General features: G+C 58.1%; 15 protein-coding genes. 11 read left to right on the forward strand and 4 right to left on the reverse strand.

Annotated features, from left to right (window positions below; translation table 11 throughout):
* From B2J69_RS18570 to B2J69_RS18585, 4 genes are read left to right on the forward strand one after another with little or no spacing between them, the layout of a single operon-like run.
* On the forward strand, positions 1–855 hold the full coding sequence (locus B2J69_RS18570; RefSeq protein ID WP_081141111.1) for an amidohydrolase family protein: 855 nt from the start codon (positions 1–3) through the stop codon (positions 853–855).
* Positions 833–1609, forward strand: a complete 777-nt coding sequence (locus B2J69_RS18575) for an L-fucose dehydrogenase (protein WP_081141112.1) — start codon at positions 833–835, stop codon at positions 1607–1609. Before B2J69_RS18570 ends, B2J69_RS18575 begins: the two co-directional genes overlap by 23 nt.
* The gene (locus tag B2J69_RS18580) at positions 1606–1956 is read left to right on the forward strand and encodes an L-rhamnose mutarotase (RefSeq protein WP_081141113.1); all 351 of its coding nucleotides are present in this window, start codon (positions 1606–1608) and stop codon (positions 1954–1956) included. Before B2J69_RS18575 ends, B2J69_RS18580 begins: the two co-directional genes overlap by 4 nt.
* A 36-nt stretch (positions 1957–1992) precedes the next feature.
* A complete protein-coding gene (locus B2J69_RS18585) occupies positions 1993–3219 on the forward strand; it encodes a sugar MFS transporter (RefSeq protein WP_081141114.1) in 1227 nt (408 codons plus the stop codon).
* Between the two features lie 35 nt (positions 3220–3254).
* On the opposite strand, the gene B2J69_RS18590 is transcribed toward B2J69_RS18585, so the two are convergent.
* A complete protein-coding gene (locus B2J69_RS18590) occupies positions 3255–4031 on the reverse strand; it encodes a COG4705 family protein (protein ID WP_081141115.1) in 777 nt (258 codons plus the stop codon).
* A gap of 219 nt (positions 4032–4250) precedes the next feature.
* Positions 4251–4607 carry a hypothetical protein gene (locus tag B2J69_RS18595; RefSeq protein WP_081141161.1) on the reverse strand — a complete coding sequence of 119 codons (357 nt, stop codon included), beginning with the start codon at positions 4605–4607 and terminating at the stop codon, positions 4251–4253.
* 367 nt (positions 4608–4974) lie between these two features.
* Here B2J69_RS18595 and B2J69_RS18600 point away from each other — a divergent pair, with 367 nt between their 5' ends.
* Positions 4975–5478 carry a DUF1543 domain-containing protein gene (locus B2J69_RS18600; RefSeq protein ID WP_081141116.1) on the forward strand — a complete coding sequence of 168 codons (504 nt, stop codon included), beginning with the start codon at positions 4975–4977 and terminating at the stop codon, positions 5476–5478.
* Positions 5479–6044: 566 nt separating this feature from the next.
* The gene (locus B2J69_RS18610; RefSeq protein WP_236722750.1) at positions 6045–6614 is read left to right on the forward strand and encodes a YbhB/YbcL family Raf kinase inhibitor-like protein; all 570 of its coding nucleotides are present in this window, start codon (positions 6045–6047) and stop codon (positions 6612–6614) included.
* Positions 6615–6645: 31 nt separating this feature from the next.
* Here the strand turns inward: B2J69_RS18610 and B2J69_RS18615 are convergent, their stop codons facing one another.
* Positions 6646–7443, reverse strand: coding sequence for a helix-turn-helix transcriptional regulator (locus B2J69_RS18615; protein WP_081141119.1), 798 nt, complete (start codon positions 7441–7443; stop codon positions 6646–6648).
* 345 nt (positions 7444–7788) lie between these two features.
* Here B2J69_RS18615 and B2J69_RS18620 point away from each other — a divergent pair, with 345 nt between their 5' ends.
* Entirely contained in the window at positions 7789–8217 is a 429-nt protein-coding gene (locus B2J69_RS18620; RefSeq protein ID WP_081141120.1) for a GFA family protein, read from the forward strand.
* 178 nt (positions 8218–8395) lie between these two features.
* Positions 8396–10660 carry a catalase HPII gene (gene katE / locus B2J69_RS18625; RefSeq protein ID WP_081141121.1) on the forward strand — a complete coding sequence of 755 codons (2265 nt, stop codon included), beginning with the start codon at positions 8396–8398 and terminating at the stop codon, positions 10658–10660.
* Between the two features lie 70 nt (positions 10661–10730).
* Here katE and B2J69_RS18630 read toward each other — a convergent pair whose 3' ends face one another.
* A complete protein-coding gene (locus tag B2J69_RS18630; RefSeq protein ID WP_081141122.1) occupies positions 10731–11615 on the reverse strand; it encodes an SDR family oxidoreductase in 885 nt (294 codons plus the stop codon).
* Positions 11616–11737: 122 nt separating this feature from the next.
* On the opposite strand from B2J69_RS18630, the gene B2J69_RS18635 reads away from it, so the two are divergent.
* The 3 genes from B2J69_RS18635 to B2J69_RS18645 all read left to right on the forward strand — a co-directional run bounded on the left by B2J69_RS18635 (position 11738) and on the right by B2J69_RS18645 (position 15172).
* Positions 11738–12640, forward strand: a complete 903-nt coding sequence (locus B2J69_RS18635; protein WP_081141123.1) for an AraC family transcriptional regulator — start codon at positions 11738–11740, stop codon at positions 12638–12640.
* A 249-nt stretch (positions 12641–12889) separates the two neighbouring features.
* Positions 12890–14836: a methyl-accepting chemotaxis protein gene (locus B2J69_RS18640; protein WP_407944754.1), complete on the forward strand. Its 1947-nt coding sequence runs from the start codon at positions 12890–12892 to the stop codon at positions 14834–14836.
* A 129-nt stretch (positions 14837–14965) separates the two neighbouring features.
* Entirely contained in the window at positions 14966–15172 is a 207-nt protein-coding gene (locus tag B2J69_RS18645) for a DUF2767 family protein (RefSeq protein ID WP_081141125.1), read from the forward strand.
* Positions 15173–15196 lie beyond the last annotated feature (24 nt).

Genomic DNA, 15196 nt, shown 5'->3' on the forward strand with positions numbered 1-15196 from the left:
ATGCGTATCGACGCGCATCACCATTACTGGCGCTACGACGCGGCGAGCTATCCCTGGATCGACGACAGCATGACGCGCCTGCAACAGGATTTTCTGCCGCAGGACCTGGCGCCACTGCTGGGGCAACACCGGCTGGCGGCATCGATTGCGGTGCAGGCGCGGCAGAGCGCGGCGGAGACGCAGCAGCTGCTGCAGTGGGCGCAGGCGCTGCCAGCCACGCAGGTGGTAGGCTGGATCGACGTCACGGCGGCGGATCTGGCGCCGCAGCTGGCGGCGCTGCGCCATCCGCGGCTGCGGGGATTTCGTCATCTGGTGCAGGATGAACCCGATCCCGCCGGCTGGCTAGGGCAGCCGCGCGTGGCGGCGGGTATGCAGCAGCTGCAGGCCCAGCGTTACGTGTGGGAGATGCTGGTGACCTGGCGTCATCTGGCGGACGCCACGCAGTTTGCCGCGCGGCACGATCGCCACTGGCTGGTGCTTGACCATCTCGGCAAGCCGGATATTGCACGCGGCGCGCAGGCCTGGGGCGAGCAGGTGGCGGAGCTGGCCGCGATGCCGCACGTGGTCTGCAAGCTCTCCGGGCTGGTAACCGAAGCGCCGCACGGGCAGTGGAGCCGTGCGCAGCTGCGGCCCTTTATCGACGAAGCGCTGGCGCGTTTCGGGCCCGAGCGGCTGATGTTCGGCTCGGACTGGCCGGTCTGCTTGCTGGCGGCGGAGTATCACGCGGTGGCGCAGCTGGTTGACGAGGCAGCCGCTGAGCTGTCGACACACGAACAGGCCGCCCTCTGGGGCGAAACGGCCGCGCAGGTGTATGGCCTGACAGGAGAGAACAATGAATCTGTTTTTGCAGGATAAGGTGGTTATCGTCACCGGCGGCGGATCGGGCATCGGCGCCGCTATCTCCTGCCTGCTGGCGGAAGAGGGCGCGATCCCGGCAATCGTCACTAACGCGCAGCCGGATGAGCGGTGGCTGGCCGCGCTGCGTGAGCAACAGCCGCAAACCGAGGTCGTCATTGCCGATCTGTGCGACGAGCAGCAGTGCCAGCGCGCGGTTGAGACGGTGCAGCAGCGGTTCGGGCGCATCGACGGGCTGGTGAACAATGCGGGCGTCAACGACGGCGTCGGGCTGGACGCGGGGCGCAGCGCCTTTGTTGCCTCGCTGGAGAAGAACCTGCTGCACTATTACCAGATGACGCACTTCTGCCAGCGCGCGCTGGAGAGGAGCCGTGGCGCCATCGTCAATATCGCGTCAAAAACCGCGCTGAGCGGGCAGGGCGGCACCAGCGGCTACTGCGCGGCAAAAGGCGCGATTCTGGCGCTGACGCGGGAGTGGGCGGTGTCGCTGCGGCACAGCGGCGTGCGGGTGAACGCCGTGGTGCCCGCCGAAGTGATGACGCCGCTTTATGAACGCTGGATTGGCACCTTTGCCGATCCCGCGGGCGAACTGGCAAAAATTACCCAGCGTATTCCGCTCGGCCAGCGCATGACCACGCCAGAGGAGATCGCCAACACCGTGCTGTTTTTGCTCTCATCGCGCGCCTCGCACACCACCGGCGAATGGCTGAGCGTCGACGGCGGCTATCTGCATCTCGATCGGGCGCTGCTATGAGCGGCGCCACCGCGCGCTACGCCCTGGCGCTGGATCTGGCGGACGAGGCGGAGAAGATCGCCGAATATCAGCGGCTGCATCAGCGCATCTGGCCGGAGGTGGCGCAGCATCTGCGCCAGCACGGCGTCGTCAATATGGAGATATACCGGCTCGGCACACGCCTTTTTATGGTGATGGAGGTGAACAGACGCTTTAACGCGCAGGATTTTGCTCAGGCCTCTGAACAGGATCCGCACATTCAGCGCTGGGAGGCGCTGATGTGGCAGTTTCAACGGCCAACGCCCTGGACGCCCGCAGGGGAAAAATGGGTGGCGATGGCGCGAATATTCTCTTTGCAGGACCAATAACAACACTTACCGACTCTACGCTACGAGGATATAACCATGGCAATACAACGCGTCGAGACGCCGGAAAATATCGGCGTCGGGGGATCGATCAGCCTGCGCTGGGCGTTTATGCTGATCACCACCCTGTTTTTTATGTGGGGCGTCTCCTACGGCCTGCTGGATGTGCTGAATAAACACTTCCAGGAAACGTTAAGCGTCACCAAAGCGCAATCGGGATTATTACAGGCGGCCTATTTCGGCGCCTATTTTATCGTGGCGCTGCCGGCCGGCTATTTTATGCGCCGTCACGGCTATAAGGCCGGCATCCTGGCGGGACTGGCGCTCTACGCGCTTGGCGCGCTGCTGTTTGTGCCGGCGGCGATGGTGAATAATTTCTCTGTGTTTCTGTTTGCGCTGTTCGTGCTGGCGTGCGGGCTGGGCTGTCTGGAAACCGCCGCCAACCCCTACGCCACGGTGCTGGGCGACGCCAGCGGCGCGGAGCGTCGTCTTAACCTGGCGCAGTCTTTTAACGGCCTTGGGCAGTTTGTCGGACCGATGATCGGCGGCTCGCTGTTCTTCACCCACGCCACGCAGGATGCGGCGCAGGAGAGCGTAAAAACCACCTATGTGGTGATCGCCTTTGTGGTGATTGCCATTGCGCTGCTGTTTAAACGCACCGCCTTGCCCGATATCCGCGAGGCCGCCAGCGAACATGCGCAGCAGCCCGGCGCTACCCTGTGGCAGCAAAAACATTTTGTCGGCGGCGTGATTGCGCAGTTTTTTTACGTCGCGGCGCAGGTTGGCGTGGGCGCCTTCTTTATTAACTATGCTACCGAGCACTGGCACGGCGTTACCAACCAGAGCGCCTCCTATATGCTGTCGGTCGCGATGATCTGCTTTATGCTGGGCCGTTTCTTTTCCACCTGGCTGATGGGCCGCGTCAAACCGGCAGCGATGCTGGCGGCCTATGCGCTGATCAATATCGTGCTGTGCGCCGTGGTGATGCTGGGCGCGGGCGATGTCTCTGTGGTGGCGCTGATTGCTATCTTCTTTTTTATGTCCACCATGTTCCCGACCATCTTTGCCATGGGGGTGAAAAACCTCGGACCCTCCACCAAACAGGCCAGCTCGTTTATGATCATGGCGATTGTCGGCGGCGCGATTATGCCCTATTTCATGGGGCTGATTTCCGACCATGTCAGCACCGCCGTGGCCTATGGCCTGCCGCTGCTCTGTTTTGGCGTGGTGCTGGTGTATGCGCTGAGGCAGCGTCGCGCGTTATAAAGGAGGGGCGATCCGGCGGGATCGCCCGGTTTGCTTTATCCTTGAGCTGGCGCGGCCTTCATAGCCGGACGCTGCGGCAGCAGCCAGAGGAAAGCGATAATCATCACCGTTAGCGCCAGCGAGGCGCTATAGCGGCTCAGCGCCAGGCCGCCGGCGGCGACTGGCTTGTCGAGGAAGTCGCCCACCACCGCGCCCAGCGGGCGGGTCAGGATAAAGGCCGCCCAGAACAGCGCGGTGCGCGAAAGCGAGGTAAAGCGGCTCGCCGCCCAGATAAGGGCCAGCGCGCCGACAAACAGCAGGATGCCGCCGTCGTAGCCCAGTCCTTCGCTGTCTGCCGTCCAGTCGCCTAACGCGGTGCCAAGCGTTTGTGAAAACATAATGGTGACCCAGTAAAAGCACTCTGTGACGCCGTTGTTGACGGAGCTTACGGCGATGGTGCCGCAGGTCACGCGCCAGATAAACAGGGAGAGGATCAGCAGGGTGCTCAGCAGCAGCGTACCACCCAGATAGCCGATGCCAAGCGAGCGATCGGCAAAGTCCGCCAGCGTGGTGCCAACGGTGGTGGTGGCCACCACGGTAAACCAGTAGATCCATTTGTTGAAGCTGTGGCGTTTAATCTGCACCACCACGGCTACCAGAAAGATGATGGCAAAAATCAGCGTGCCGGTCAGGTAGCCCAGATTCATTGACATGGTCACCGCATCGCCGCCGGTTTCACCCAGGGTGGTCGCCGCGATTTTGGTTAACCAGAAAGCCGCCGTGACGGCGGGAACTTTACTCAGAGAGTGTGGGTCTGCGATCTTATTTTTCATAGGGAGTGCTCCGGAAAAGCCCAAAACGGGCTGATGCAGCACTGAAGCTATAGGATTATTCTTAAGAGAAGGTTAAGCGGGCGAGGCGACGTGCAGAAGTGTGATCGCGCGCGGGAATGGGGTAAGGACGGAGAAGTTACAGGCTCTGTTTTGTGAACTGACCCTGGAAAAGAGGGACACCTTAAAGTAGGTGCAATATAAAGAATGTTAATTGCATTATTACCCAATAACTTTTGATTCAAAAATTTTCGCAATCACGGGCTGCACATCGGCAGACATATACTCCGCTACGTTTAGCCATACGATTTTATGTTTGTCGAATCCGCGATGGTAGAACTGATAGCGAAGGCCGGGAGCACAAACGAGCAGAGCAGGCGCGCGGGCTATCAGCCTCTCGATCTCAGATTCTGTATCGTCAGCCACAACATTCATATTTACATCTAACCGGTCTAACTCACTCTGAAGGCTATGGATATATTTCTCAGTGAAAGCGTAAGGGAAAAAGCCTCTCTGCAAAGGTGAGCGGCCTAATGTCGTGCTGGGAGCATGAATAAAGTAAATAGTCTTGTTGGTCATCACTTTCCTTGTTTGGGCCATGAACATAAAACAGGCTGCCCGTCCAGGATTCACTTCTGGCATAAAGCGGTCATATGCGCTGAACGATGGCCGCGTTGAGCGAAAAACGCAATAGAGGTACGCCTGAACAGGCATACCTCCTTTATATTAGCGATGGTCGCAGTGAACCCAACTGTGAAATCAACCTTATCCCAAGAGGTGCCGCAATGACAACCGGATAGTGTTGAAGCAGCAGTAACGAAGGGCAGGTTTCATACACAGGTCAACACCCGGCTTCATAAACCCGGCATCATCTTTTATAGAATTGCACTACGAATCGTTATATATTCAAATATATAGCGATATTCATACTGAAAGAGGATGTTAAATGAATCTGTATATGTTCTATATTGGCGGCAATGCGGGTAAATCCAACATTGAAGTGCACGACATCCAGTTTGTTGTGGCAAACAAACCAGAGGATGCCTGGCCCGCTCTTCGCGATGTATGGTTTGGTGATAAGGATAAAATCCATATTGACGGCTACAGCCGTGTCACCTGGGCTGACGGATATTCTGTCACTCTGTCCGCTGAACCTTCCCGTTCTGCAAACAGGTTATTTTTCGTCAATGCAGGCGGCTATCGACCTGATACGCTCGCTGAGTTACATGAATTCGATCTGTTTGTGGCCGAAAATGCGCAGCAGGCTAAGAAAAAAGCTTTACAGACGCTGCTGTGCGGCACCGACCATCAGCATAAAGATAATTTGAAGGACGTGGATGATTGCCTGTTACTTGAAAAGGTAGGTGAGTTCTTTATTCATTTGATTCCCTGCGACTCTGGACATCGTGATCAACCAGAATGGCAGGGCTATCAACCTATAGGTATCTGACCTTGGCCAGGCTGCAGGCGCGGCGATAATAGCAAAGTATTTTTTTACCCGGCAGGTTATCTTAATTCCTGCCTAATAAACGGAGAAAGGAGACTACCGTGAAAATCTACTGGACCCTGAAAAGCATCCCTGAACTGGCCGATTTACCCCTGTGGGAACGCGGCAGGCGGTGGCGGAGGGCCTATAAGTCCGTTTACCGGCACTGGGAAACCTGGTGCGGGCTCGCGCTATGCGGTGGCTGTGCGGGTGTGGGCGCCCATGTATTCGGTAGGGTGGGCGGCATACTGATGGCCGCACTGGGCGGCTTTCTGTACGGCCAAATAGCAACATACGTTGTCCTTAAATATTACCGCCATCGACTGTGCGGCGAAGTCAGGTGATTTTAGGAACTTCCCGCTCTGCAACTTCGCAATGGCATGCAATTTAGCTAACCGAAGCTGCTAATTGATTGATCCAGCAAAGCGCTTATTGAGCGTTTCGGATTAGAACATGAGCGGGGCGGGAGCGCGTTCTGAAGCAGGTCATTGATAGAGTAGCGATCTGTTTTATTTCAACGGGTCAATATTGTGAATGCATTAAAAAAAATCATTGCCGCCGGTCTTTTGTCCATGCTGAGTGGGGCGGCTCAGGCAAATCCCCCTCTCCCTTTCAAATTGTCCAGCCCGGAAATCAAAAATGGCCACTTTGAAAATAGCCATCTGAGCAGCGCCGCGTTGGGTTTGGGATGTGTTGGGGGAAATCATTCGCCTGCTCTTGAATGGGAACATGCTCCTGCTGGCACGCAAAGTTTTGTGCTGGAGATGTTTGATAAAGATGCTCCAACGGGACACGGATGGGTGCACTGGACAGTGGTCAATATACCAGCCAGCAGCCACGCGCTTGCTGCTGGTATAGGATCAGATAATAAGGGATTGCCGTTACCTGCCTTGCAAACTCGCACCGATTTCGGTATGCCGGGATACGGTGGGCCATGCCCGCCCGCCGGGCAGACACACCACTACGTGATCACCCTTAAAGCGCTGAATATTGCCACGCTGCCTCATGTTACAGCCGATGCTACTCCGGCTCTGGTTGGCTATCTTGCTAACATGAATATTCTTGCAGCAGCCCGCCTGGAAGTGATACAGAGCCGGTAATATGTTCAGGTTATGTCAGGGCAACGGGCGTTTACTGCACGCGAATTTGCTTTGGATTAAAACCATAGCGGGCACGGAAACGGGCAGAAAACTTCGATGGATTTTCATAACCCACGCTCAGCGCTATCTGGAATATTGTCTGGTCTGTGACCTGTAATAGTGCCAGGGCATGTCCCATTCTGGCTTCGGTGACAACATTCTTGAAAGAGGTATTTTCAGCATTAAGCCTGCGGCGTAATGTCGCCTCTGACATGGCAAAGTGACGGGAAATTTCTGATGCTGTCCAGTTTTTCAGGAGATCTTTTAATACCAGCTTCCTGATGCGCTGACTCAGCATGATGTTTGCCGCTGGCTTCAGCATCAGACCGAAACTTTCTAACCATACGCACATTTCCTCCATGCGTTTCATTGCCACTCTGTCGGGAATGCCTGCGGTGTCCCGAATCGACACGACCGCATGGTCGAAAGCCTGGCGAAAAACGAGGCTCACATCGCGGAGCACGCGCGGCATATTGCTTGCGTTTTCGCCAGTGGGATCATATAGCGTTAATAAAGGAAAGCTCAGCCACACGGCCTCAAAAGGCGTGTGGTTTGATGGAGGAATATTGGTTACATCGAGTGAGCTTCCGGCACTGACTAATATGGCCTCGCCTGCAGACACAAGTATATCCTGGCCGCGCCACGCAATGCTTTTTTGCCCCTGGCGGACCATAACCAGTAGTGTTTCATCAATAAAAATCTGGTTTGTGAGTAAGCGTTCGACCTGAATAACATGGGCGGTACTGGCTATAGCCTCACGACTCCATAATGTCCTTGATGTTTTAAGCATGTGTCCTGTCTGAATGTCGGGAATAAAATACGAAAAAAGTCACTGCTATCGGACTGTATAACACGACAATTATTACCGCCAGGCATTTCCCCCGGCAGCGGCAGACCTGCCATCCAGTAGCGTACCGGGACGGACGTGAGATTCACCTTAGCCACGAAGCCTGCTGACAAGTTTACTGAATAACAATATGCACGTTGGATTCAATATTAACCTGATAGCGAAAAGCGGACGTCAAACCTGTGCATCAGCGGAGTTTACTCTTCCTCTCCAGGCGCGCTTATTAAGCATCACAAAAGATGATATTGTTTTTTACAACATCTAAAACTCAACCAGGATGGTTTTAAAATGAATGGCTCTTGTTTGTGTGGCGCGGTGGTATTTGAATTATCTGATAAGCCAGCACGCTTTTATCGCTGCCACTGCTCGCTTTGCCGAAAGCAGAGTGGCGTAGGCTACAATCTCGCCACGCTGGTGAAAGGTGAGGGGTTTCGCTGGATCACAGGAGAAAACCATATCGCTTCCTGGTCTAAACCTACTGGTTATCGCACCGATTTTTGCCAGCTATGCGGCTCGACGGTGCCTAACCCTTTGCGCGACCAACCTTATGTCTGGATCCCTGTGGGTTTACTGGATGAAAGCAGTGACATGGAATGTGCAGGCGATTTCTGCACTGATGATGCCATGCCCTGGGATAAAACGCGTTCAGCTAACCACCATCCAGGCGCTATCGACTCGCTGGAGTCACTATTAAAGAGCCTGAAAATTACCTCCTGATCCTGACTCACTGCCCCTGAAATTTTATTCATCCTGTTTCAGCACAGCAAAACAGGCCTGCACCGCGCAAAAACCCACCATCTCCGCGTTTATTGCCCGCCTTAACCCGCAGCTTCGTTCAGGTTGTTCTATCTTTACTGTCGTTAAAAAAATAAACCAACCGCTGGAGCATGGGTTAATGTCGAAAGAAACAGAGAAGCAACCACTGAGCCACCGCGCGCCCACCACGGGCCCTGAATCCTCAGAACCGGGTTTAGGTTCGCTGGCGCCGAAGGATGGATCGCACCAGCCTTCGCCTGAGCCGACCCCGCCAGGCAAACAGCCAACCGCGCCAGGCAGCCTGAAAGCCCCGCAGACGCATAACGCCAAACTCGACCAGCTCGAAGCCAGCCGTAAAAACGGCACCGACCGCGCCCTTACCACTAATCAGGGCACGCGCATCGCCAACGATCAAAACTCGCTGCGCGCCGGTTCGCGCGGTCCGACGCTGCTGGAAGACTTCATTATGCGTGAGAAGATCACGCACTTTGACCATGAGCGCATCCCGGAGCGCATCGTGCACGCGCGCGGCTCGGCGGCGCACGGCTATTTTCAGCCCTACCGCTCGCTAAAAGATCTCACCAAAGCGCAGTTCCTCAGCGATCCCGAGCAGACCACGCCGGTCTTTGTGCGCTTCTCCACGGTGCAGGGCGGCGCAGGTTCCGCCGATACCGTGCGTGATATTCGCGGCTTCGCCGCCAAGTTCTACACCGAAGAGGGGGTGTTTGACCTCGTCGGCAACAACACGCCGGTGTTCTTTATTCAGGACGCGCATAAATTCCCTGACTTTGTGCACGCGGTTAAGCCAGAGCCGCACAACGAAATTCCGCAGGGCCAGAGCGCCCATGACACCTTCTGGGATTACGTCTCTCTGCAGCCGGAAACCATGCATAACGTCATCTGGGCGATGTCCGATCGCGGCATTCCGCGCAGCTATCGCACCATGGAAGGGTTCGGTATCCACACCTTCCGCCTGATCAACGCCGAAGGCAAAGCGACCTTTGTCCGTTTCCACTGGAAGCCGGTGGCCGGTAAGGCGTCGCTGCTGTGGGATGAGTCACAGAAGCTCACCGGTCGCGATCCCGATTTCCATCGCCGCGATCTGTGGGAGGCGATTGAAGCGGGGGACTACCCGGAATATGAGCTGGGGCTGCAGCTGATCCCGGAAGAGGACGAGTTTAAATTCGACTTCGATATTCTGGACGCCACCAAGCTGATCCCGGAGGCGCTGGTGCCGGTCGAGATCGTCGGCAAGATGGTGCTGAACCGTAACCCGGACAACTTCTTCGCGGAAACCGAGCAGGTGGCGTTCCATCCGGGCCATATCGTGCCGGGCCTGGATTTTACCAACGATCCGCTGCTGCAGGGGCGTCTGTTCTCCTACACCGACACCCAGATCAGCCGTCTGGGCGGGCCGAACTTCCACGAAATCCCGATCAACCGTCCGACCTGTCCTTACCATAACTTCCAGCGTCAGGGCATGCATCGCCAGGATATCGATACCAACCCGGCCAACTACGAGCCGAACTCGATCAACGACAACTGGCCGCGCGAAACGCCGCCGGCTGCTGAGGGCGGCGGTTTTGAAAGCTATCAGGAGCGGGTGGAAGGCCACAAGGTGCGCGAGCGTAGCCCCTCATTCGGAGAGTACTATGCCCAGCCGCGTCTGTTCTGGCTGAGCCAGACTGAGGTGGAGCAGCAGCACATCATCGGCGCCTACTCGTTTGAGCTGAGCAAGGTGGCGCGCGCCTACATCCGCGAGCGCGTGGTGGACCATCTGGCGCGCATCGATATCGCGCTGGCGCAGGGCGTGGCGGATAACCTCGGCATCGCCCTGACCGACGAGCAGCGTAATATTCAGCCGCCGGCTGCGGTAAATGGCCTGACCAAAGATGAGAGCCTGAGCCTCTATGCGAAGCCCGATGGCGAGATCAAAGGACGTCAGGTCGCGCTGCTGATCAGCGATGGCGTTAAAGCCGCCGATGTGCTGAGCATTCTGCAGGCGCTGAAAGCCGAAGGCGTGCACGCCAAACTGCTGGCGCCGCATATGGGCCAGGTGCGCGCCGATGACGGCTCTGTGCTGCCGGTTGACGCCACCTTCGCCGGTCTGCCTTCTCTGACGTTTGACGCGGCGATCGTGCCGGACGGCAATATTGATGCGCTGCTGCTGAGCGGCGATGCCCGTTACTTCCTGCTGGAAGCCTACAAGCATCTGAAGGTGATTGGGCTGGTGGGCGGCGCGCGCCGCTTTAAAGCGCAGTTCGGTCTGGAGGATGCGGATCAGGAAGAGGGAATTGTGCAGGGCGACAAAGCGGAGAGCGCGCTGATGGCGCAGTTCACGCAGGCGATGAAGGCGCACCGCGTCTGGTCACGCAGCCAGAAGGCTAAATCCATTCCGGCCTGACGGGATCCCGCAGCAGAGGTAACCGGGGCGCCATGTTTTCATGGCGCCCTTTTTTCGTGTCACGAGGCAGTTAAACACGCATCTGCGCAAGATCGGCCAGCAAGCCCGGACCCGTTGGCTGCCATCCCAGCTGCGCCTGGGTGAGGGCGCCTGAGGCTGACATATCCAGCGCGACAAACTTGCTCAGCCAGCCAAAGTGCGCGGCAGCGTCAGCAGCGTCGATAGCGCTAACCGGCAGGTCAAGCAGGCGCCCAATGGTTTCGGCAAGGGTGCGCAATCGAATACCCTCTTCAGCCACGGCGTGATATCGACTGCCCGGTGCCGCCTGGTTCAGGGCCAGCAGGTAGAGCGCTGCCGCATCGTTCAGATGCACCGCAGACCAGCGGGTCTCTCCATCGTCAATCCAGGCCGACACGCCTTTCTCCCGGGCAAGCGCAATCAGCGGCGTAATCAGGCCCTGTTTTACCCGGTTGTGCACCTGGGAAAGGCGGATAAAAGAGACGTTGACGTTATTGCTCAACGCCGTCATGCCCGCCAGCTCCGACGCTTTACGCGGGTTGGGCTGTTCAGCATTGAAGTGATTTTCCACCGCCAGCGCGCCCGGTTTGTCCGCACCCATCCCGACAACCGAGGTGATCAGCAAAGGACGTGACGAGCCTTGCAGCGCGCGGGCGAGAGCGTCGATCGCCAGCCCGTCCCTTGCGCAGTTTGCGGGGAAGGTCGAAAAATCGTGATTGAACGCGGTGTGGATAACGCCATCGCTGGCCATTGCGCCGCGCCGCAGGCTTTCCGGCTCGGTGATATCGCCCGCGAGCGGCTCAATGCCCGCCGCGCGCAGCGCCGCGGCTCCCTGCGGGCTGCGGGTGAGCCCGGTCACCTGATGTCCCGCCGCGATAAGCTGCGCCGCCACCGCCGAACCAATGAATCCGGTCGCTCCTGTCAGAAATATACGCATGCTCTCTGCCTTATCAGTATGGAGGATTGCACTGTCAATCCAGCAGAGTCACTGTAAGCGCGGTCGCCAATACGATCTATGTGGTAAAGTCGCTTTTTTATGTCTGATAGTCTGAGATTAAGATGGATTTACTGTCACAGCTGCTGTCGCTGCTTAAACCGGAAAGCTATGTCTCGGGCGGCGTGATGCTCGCGCCTGAACGGTCAGTGCAGTGGCCCTCTCATGACGGCGTAAAGTGCTACGCCATCGTCTCGGGCGAGTGCTGGCTCGCGGTAGAGGGAGGTGCGCCGCTAAGGCTGCAAAAAGGCGACTGCTTTTTGCTGCCGCCTGGGCCGCCTTTCAGGCTGGCGACCGCGCTGTCGGCGCCGACGGTGGATTTCACCCGTGTGCGCACCGGTATGGTCTCTGCGGCAGCCGAAGTGCAGGACGCAGCGTCAGGCTGCTTGCTGGCGGGCGGCCACTTTCTGCTGGCCGGGCGCGCGGCGAAGATGCTGCTGGATCCTTTGCCGACCGTGGTGCATATCCGCAACCCCGCAGACAGGGCTGCGATGCAGTGGGCGCTGGAAAGAATGGTTGAGGAGATCCGCGCGCCGCAGCCAGGCAGCGCGCTGATAGTGCAGCAGCTGGCATTTATGCTGCTGATACAGGCGCTGCGGCTCTATGCCAGCAGCAGTGAGAATACCGGCTGGCTGGCTGCTCTGCGCAACGAAAAACTGGCCGCTGCGCTGGTCAGTATGCACCAGCATCCCGAACAAAAATGGACGCTCGCGCAGCTTGCCGGCGAGGCGGGCATGTCGCGTGCGGTCTTTGCCAGACGGTTTAAACAAACCGTGGGGATCGCGCCTGTCGACTATCTGACGCAGTGGAGAATGCTGCTGGCCTGCGAGCGGTTGACCCATTCAGACGACACCATCGCGCAGATAGCCGCCGCGTCTGGCTATGAGTCTGAGAGCGCCTTCGCCAAAGCCTTTAAGCGGGTGATCGGCTGTCCGCCAGGCAAGATCGCCGCGCCGCGCAAGGGCTAAAATCTGCCCCTTCAGGCTGCCGCTGTCCACCTCAATGCACACTTCCGATATCACATCAGTGATATCAATCACACTAATCGCTGAAGCTATTGGCGCGCGCGTCGATAACCTCCTCTCAGCGCCTCTTTAGCGCTGAACAGGGAACATGAGTACTGATTGCGAACGGACCTGCTTTTAGCCCCTCTTTTTTCAACACACCAGCAATTCTTTGATTACAGCGGAAATAATAATATGTCTCTCTTTAAGAGCATGGGTAAAAGCGTTATCGGTTCCCGTTTTGCCGGCGCGTCACAGCCCGCTAACGGTATTTTTAACTGTCAGGATCTGCCGGCATCGCTCTCTGCGGCAGGCATCAACCGGCGCGCGGCGGGCATCCTGCTGACGTTCGTGCCGCCGGAGGCAAATTTCCATCAGGTCAGCCAGGCATGGCAGCGTTTTACCTCAGCGGATCTGACCGTGATTACGCTCTCCTCCAACGGCGCGCTCAGCGCCAGCGGCAGGCAGACCACCTACTGCAAAGGGGATGGACAAGAGGGAAGCTGGCTCTGGCTGCCCCGCAGCCTGATTGCGCAGCATGAAACCCATATCGTCGACCTGCATCTTGCTGATACCCACACGGCGACCGATCGCATTCGTGCCATCGAAGGGGAACTGGCCGCGCTGCAGCTGCAGATGCCGCTCTCCGCTGACCGCACCTTCGCCATGATCTACTGCGACGGGCTTTCGGCGTCGGAAGGTTTTCTGATGCAGGCCTGGTACAACAGCGGCCGCTTTCCCTGCCTGGCGATTGGCGGCTCCGCCGGCGGCCGCGTGAGCTTCGACGGCACCTGGATCGGCGTCGGCGGCCGCGTGCTGCAGGGCAAAGCGGTTATCGTGTTCTGCCGCATGGCGGCGGGAAAATCGTTCTCACCCTTTAAGAGCCAGAACTTTGAGCCGCTGAATAAAAGCTGGCTTATTGCAGAAGCGGATCCGGTGACGCGCACCCTGACCTCGGTGTTCAACGCGCAGGGACAGCAGCAGCCCTTTACCCAGGCGCTGGCGGAGCATCTGGCATGTCGCGAGCAAGAGCTGACGGAGCGGCTCAAAGGGCTGACCTTCGCCGTTAAAGTAGGCGACGCCTTTTTTATTCGCTCGGTGGCAAAGATAGAAAACCAGAAGCTGCACTTTTTTTGCGATCTGGAGTTTGGCGATCGGCTCTTTTTAATGCGCGAAACCGATTTCAAACAGGCCACGCTGCGCGACTGGCAAGCGTTTACCGCGCGCCACGGCAAGCCAGCGGCCGTGCTGATGAACGACTGCATCCTGCGCCGCGCGGGCAATGTCGATCGGCTGCACGACGCCCATTTCTTTAAGGGCATTCCCGCCGCCGGCTTCTCCAGCTTTGGCGAAATTCTTGGCGTGCCGATCAACCAGACCCTCTCTGCGCTGGTGTTTTTTAACCATGAGGCGAATGCCATGGCGCACTTTCCGGTGGAGTATGCCAGCTATGCCGCGCACTACGCGCAGCGCGCGCTGCGCCGCTGGGAGGCGCTGAACCGCGTGCAGTCAGGGGTGCTGGCGCGCGTGGTCAACTATCAGCAGGAATTAGCTCCGATTGTGCAGGCGCTGCCGGTGCTGGAGGCGGCCACCCAGAGCCAGAGCGAGGCGCTGACGCTGGCTGAAAGCGCCATCCGCGGCATTAGCGATCTCGCCAGAGAGAGCCAGCAGGCGCAGAGCCGCCTGGGCGAAGGGCTGGACGATCTGGAGGCGATCTCGAACGGCATCAACGTCATCACGCACGGCATCAGCGATATCGCCTTCCAGACCAATATCCTGGCGCTTAATGCGGCGGTTGAAGCCGCGCGCGCCGGCGAGGCGGGCAGGGGATTTGCCGTGGTGGCGGGCGAGGTGCGCCGTCTGGCGCACTCCTCCCGCGAGCAGGCGGAAGCCACGGCGAGCAATATCAACGAGGCGGTAAGCACCATTTCACGCATTCGCGATGTGGCGACCCACACCGTTCAGACCGCCACGGATATGGCGGAACGCAGTATTCACGCCGCCGACAGCATTGCCGCCATGAGTCATCAAACGCGCCATGAGCGCGCCGATATGACCAAACAGCTGGACAGCCTGCGCACCCTGACGGCGGGCATGGACGCGATGCAGGAGGCGGTGGCGGAGCTGAAGGTGCTGCAAACCCTCTCCACCCGTCGCTAAGGCAGGGGAAAACGCAGCCCTAAACAGCAGATGCGCTCCTCAGCCGCTGGGTTTGCAGCCTGTACCAATCATGACTACTGTTTCTGGACAGGCTGATAAAGCGACCGGCAAGGCGAAACAGGAGGAGCGATGAAGCGCGATGTCTTGAGTGAAGAGGATTACGATGAGGTGTGTCGCGTGATCGGCGATGCGGTGGTGGTGCTGGCGGAGTCGGGCCACGAAACCAAACGGGAAGAGATTTCCGGCCTGCTGAAGCGCGCGCGGCTGCATCGATCCCACAGCGAGCGCGATGAGCAGCGCATGCTGGAGCACGCTATTCGCCTGGTCAAGCCCTGAATGTCAAACCGGCCACCGCGCCGG

It is taken from the genome of Pantoea latae, from assembly GCF_002077695.1.
Taxonomy (GTDB): Bacteria; Pseudomonadota; Gammaproteobacteria; order Enterobacterales; family Enterobacteriaceae; genus Pantoea; species Pantoea latae.

Bases quoted from the DNA above. Each gene is read 5' to 3' on its own strand.
- B2J69_RS18570 (WP_081141111.1), top strand. From the start codon at position 1: ATGCGTATCGACGCGCATCACCATTACTGGCGCTACGACGCGGCGAGC.
- B2J69_RS18575 (WP_081141112.1), top strand. From the start codon at position 833: ATGAATCTGTTTTTGCAGGATAAGGTGGTTATCGTCACCGGCGGCGGA.
- B2J69_RS18580 (WP_081141113.1), top strand. From the start codon at position 1,606: ATGAGCGGCGCCACCGCGCGCTACGCCCTGGCGCTGGATCTGGCGGAC.
- B2J69_RS18585 (WP_081141114.1), top strand. From the start codon at position 1,993: ATGGCAATACAACGCGTCGAGACGCCGGAAAATATCGGCGTCGGGGGA.
- B2J69_RS18590 (WP_081141115.1), bottom strand. From the start codon at position 4,031: ATGAAAAATAAGATCGCAGACCCACACTCTCTGAGTAAAGTTCCCGCC.
- B2J69_RS18595 (WP_081141161.1), bottom strand. From the start codon at position 4,607: ATGACCAACAAGACTATTTACTTTATTCATGCTCCCAGCACGACATTA.
- B2J69_RS18600 (WP_081141116.1), top strand. From the start codon at position 4,975: ATGAATCTGTATATGTTCTATATTGGCGGCAATGCGGGTAAATCCAAC.
- B2J69_RS18615 (WP_081141119.1), bottom strand. From the start codon at position 7,443: ATGCTTAAAACATCAAGGACATTATGGAGTCGTGAGGCTATAGCCAGT.
- B2J69_RS18620 (WP_081141120.1), top strand. From the start codon at position 7,789: ATGAATGGCTCTTGTTTGTGTGGCGCGGTGGTATTTGAATTATCTGAT.
- katE (WP_081141121.1), top strand. From the start codon at position 8,396: ATGTCGAAAGAAACAGAGAAGCAACCACTGAGCCACCGCGCGCCCACC.
- B2J69_RS18630 (WP_081141122.1), bottom strand. From the start codon at position 11,615: ATGCGTATATTTCTGACAGGAGCGACCGGATTCATTGGTTCGGCGGTG.
- B2J69_RS18635 (WP_081141123.1), top strand. From the start codon at position 11,738: ATGGATTTACTGTCACAGCTGCTGTCGCTGCTTAAACCGGAAAGCTAT.
- B2J69_RS18640 (WP_407944754.1), top strand. From the start codon at position 12,890: ATGGGTAAAAGCGTTATCGGTTCCCGTTTTGCCGGCGCGTCACAGCCC.
- B2J69_RS18645 (WP_081141125.1), top strand. From the start codon at position 14,966: ATGAAGCGCGATGTCTTGAGTGAAGAGGATTACGATGAGGTGTGTCGC.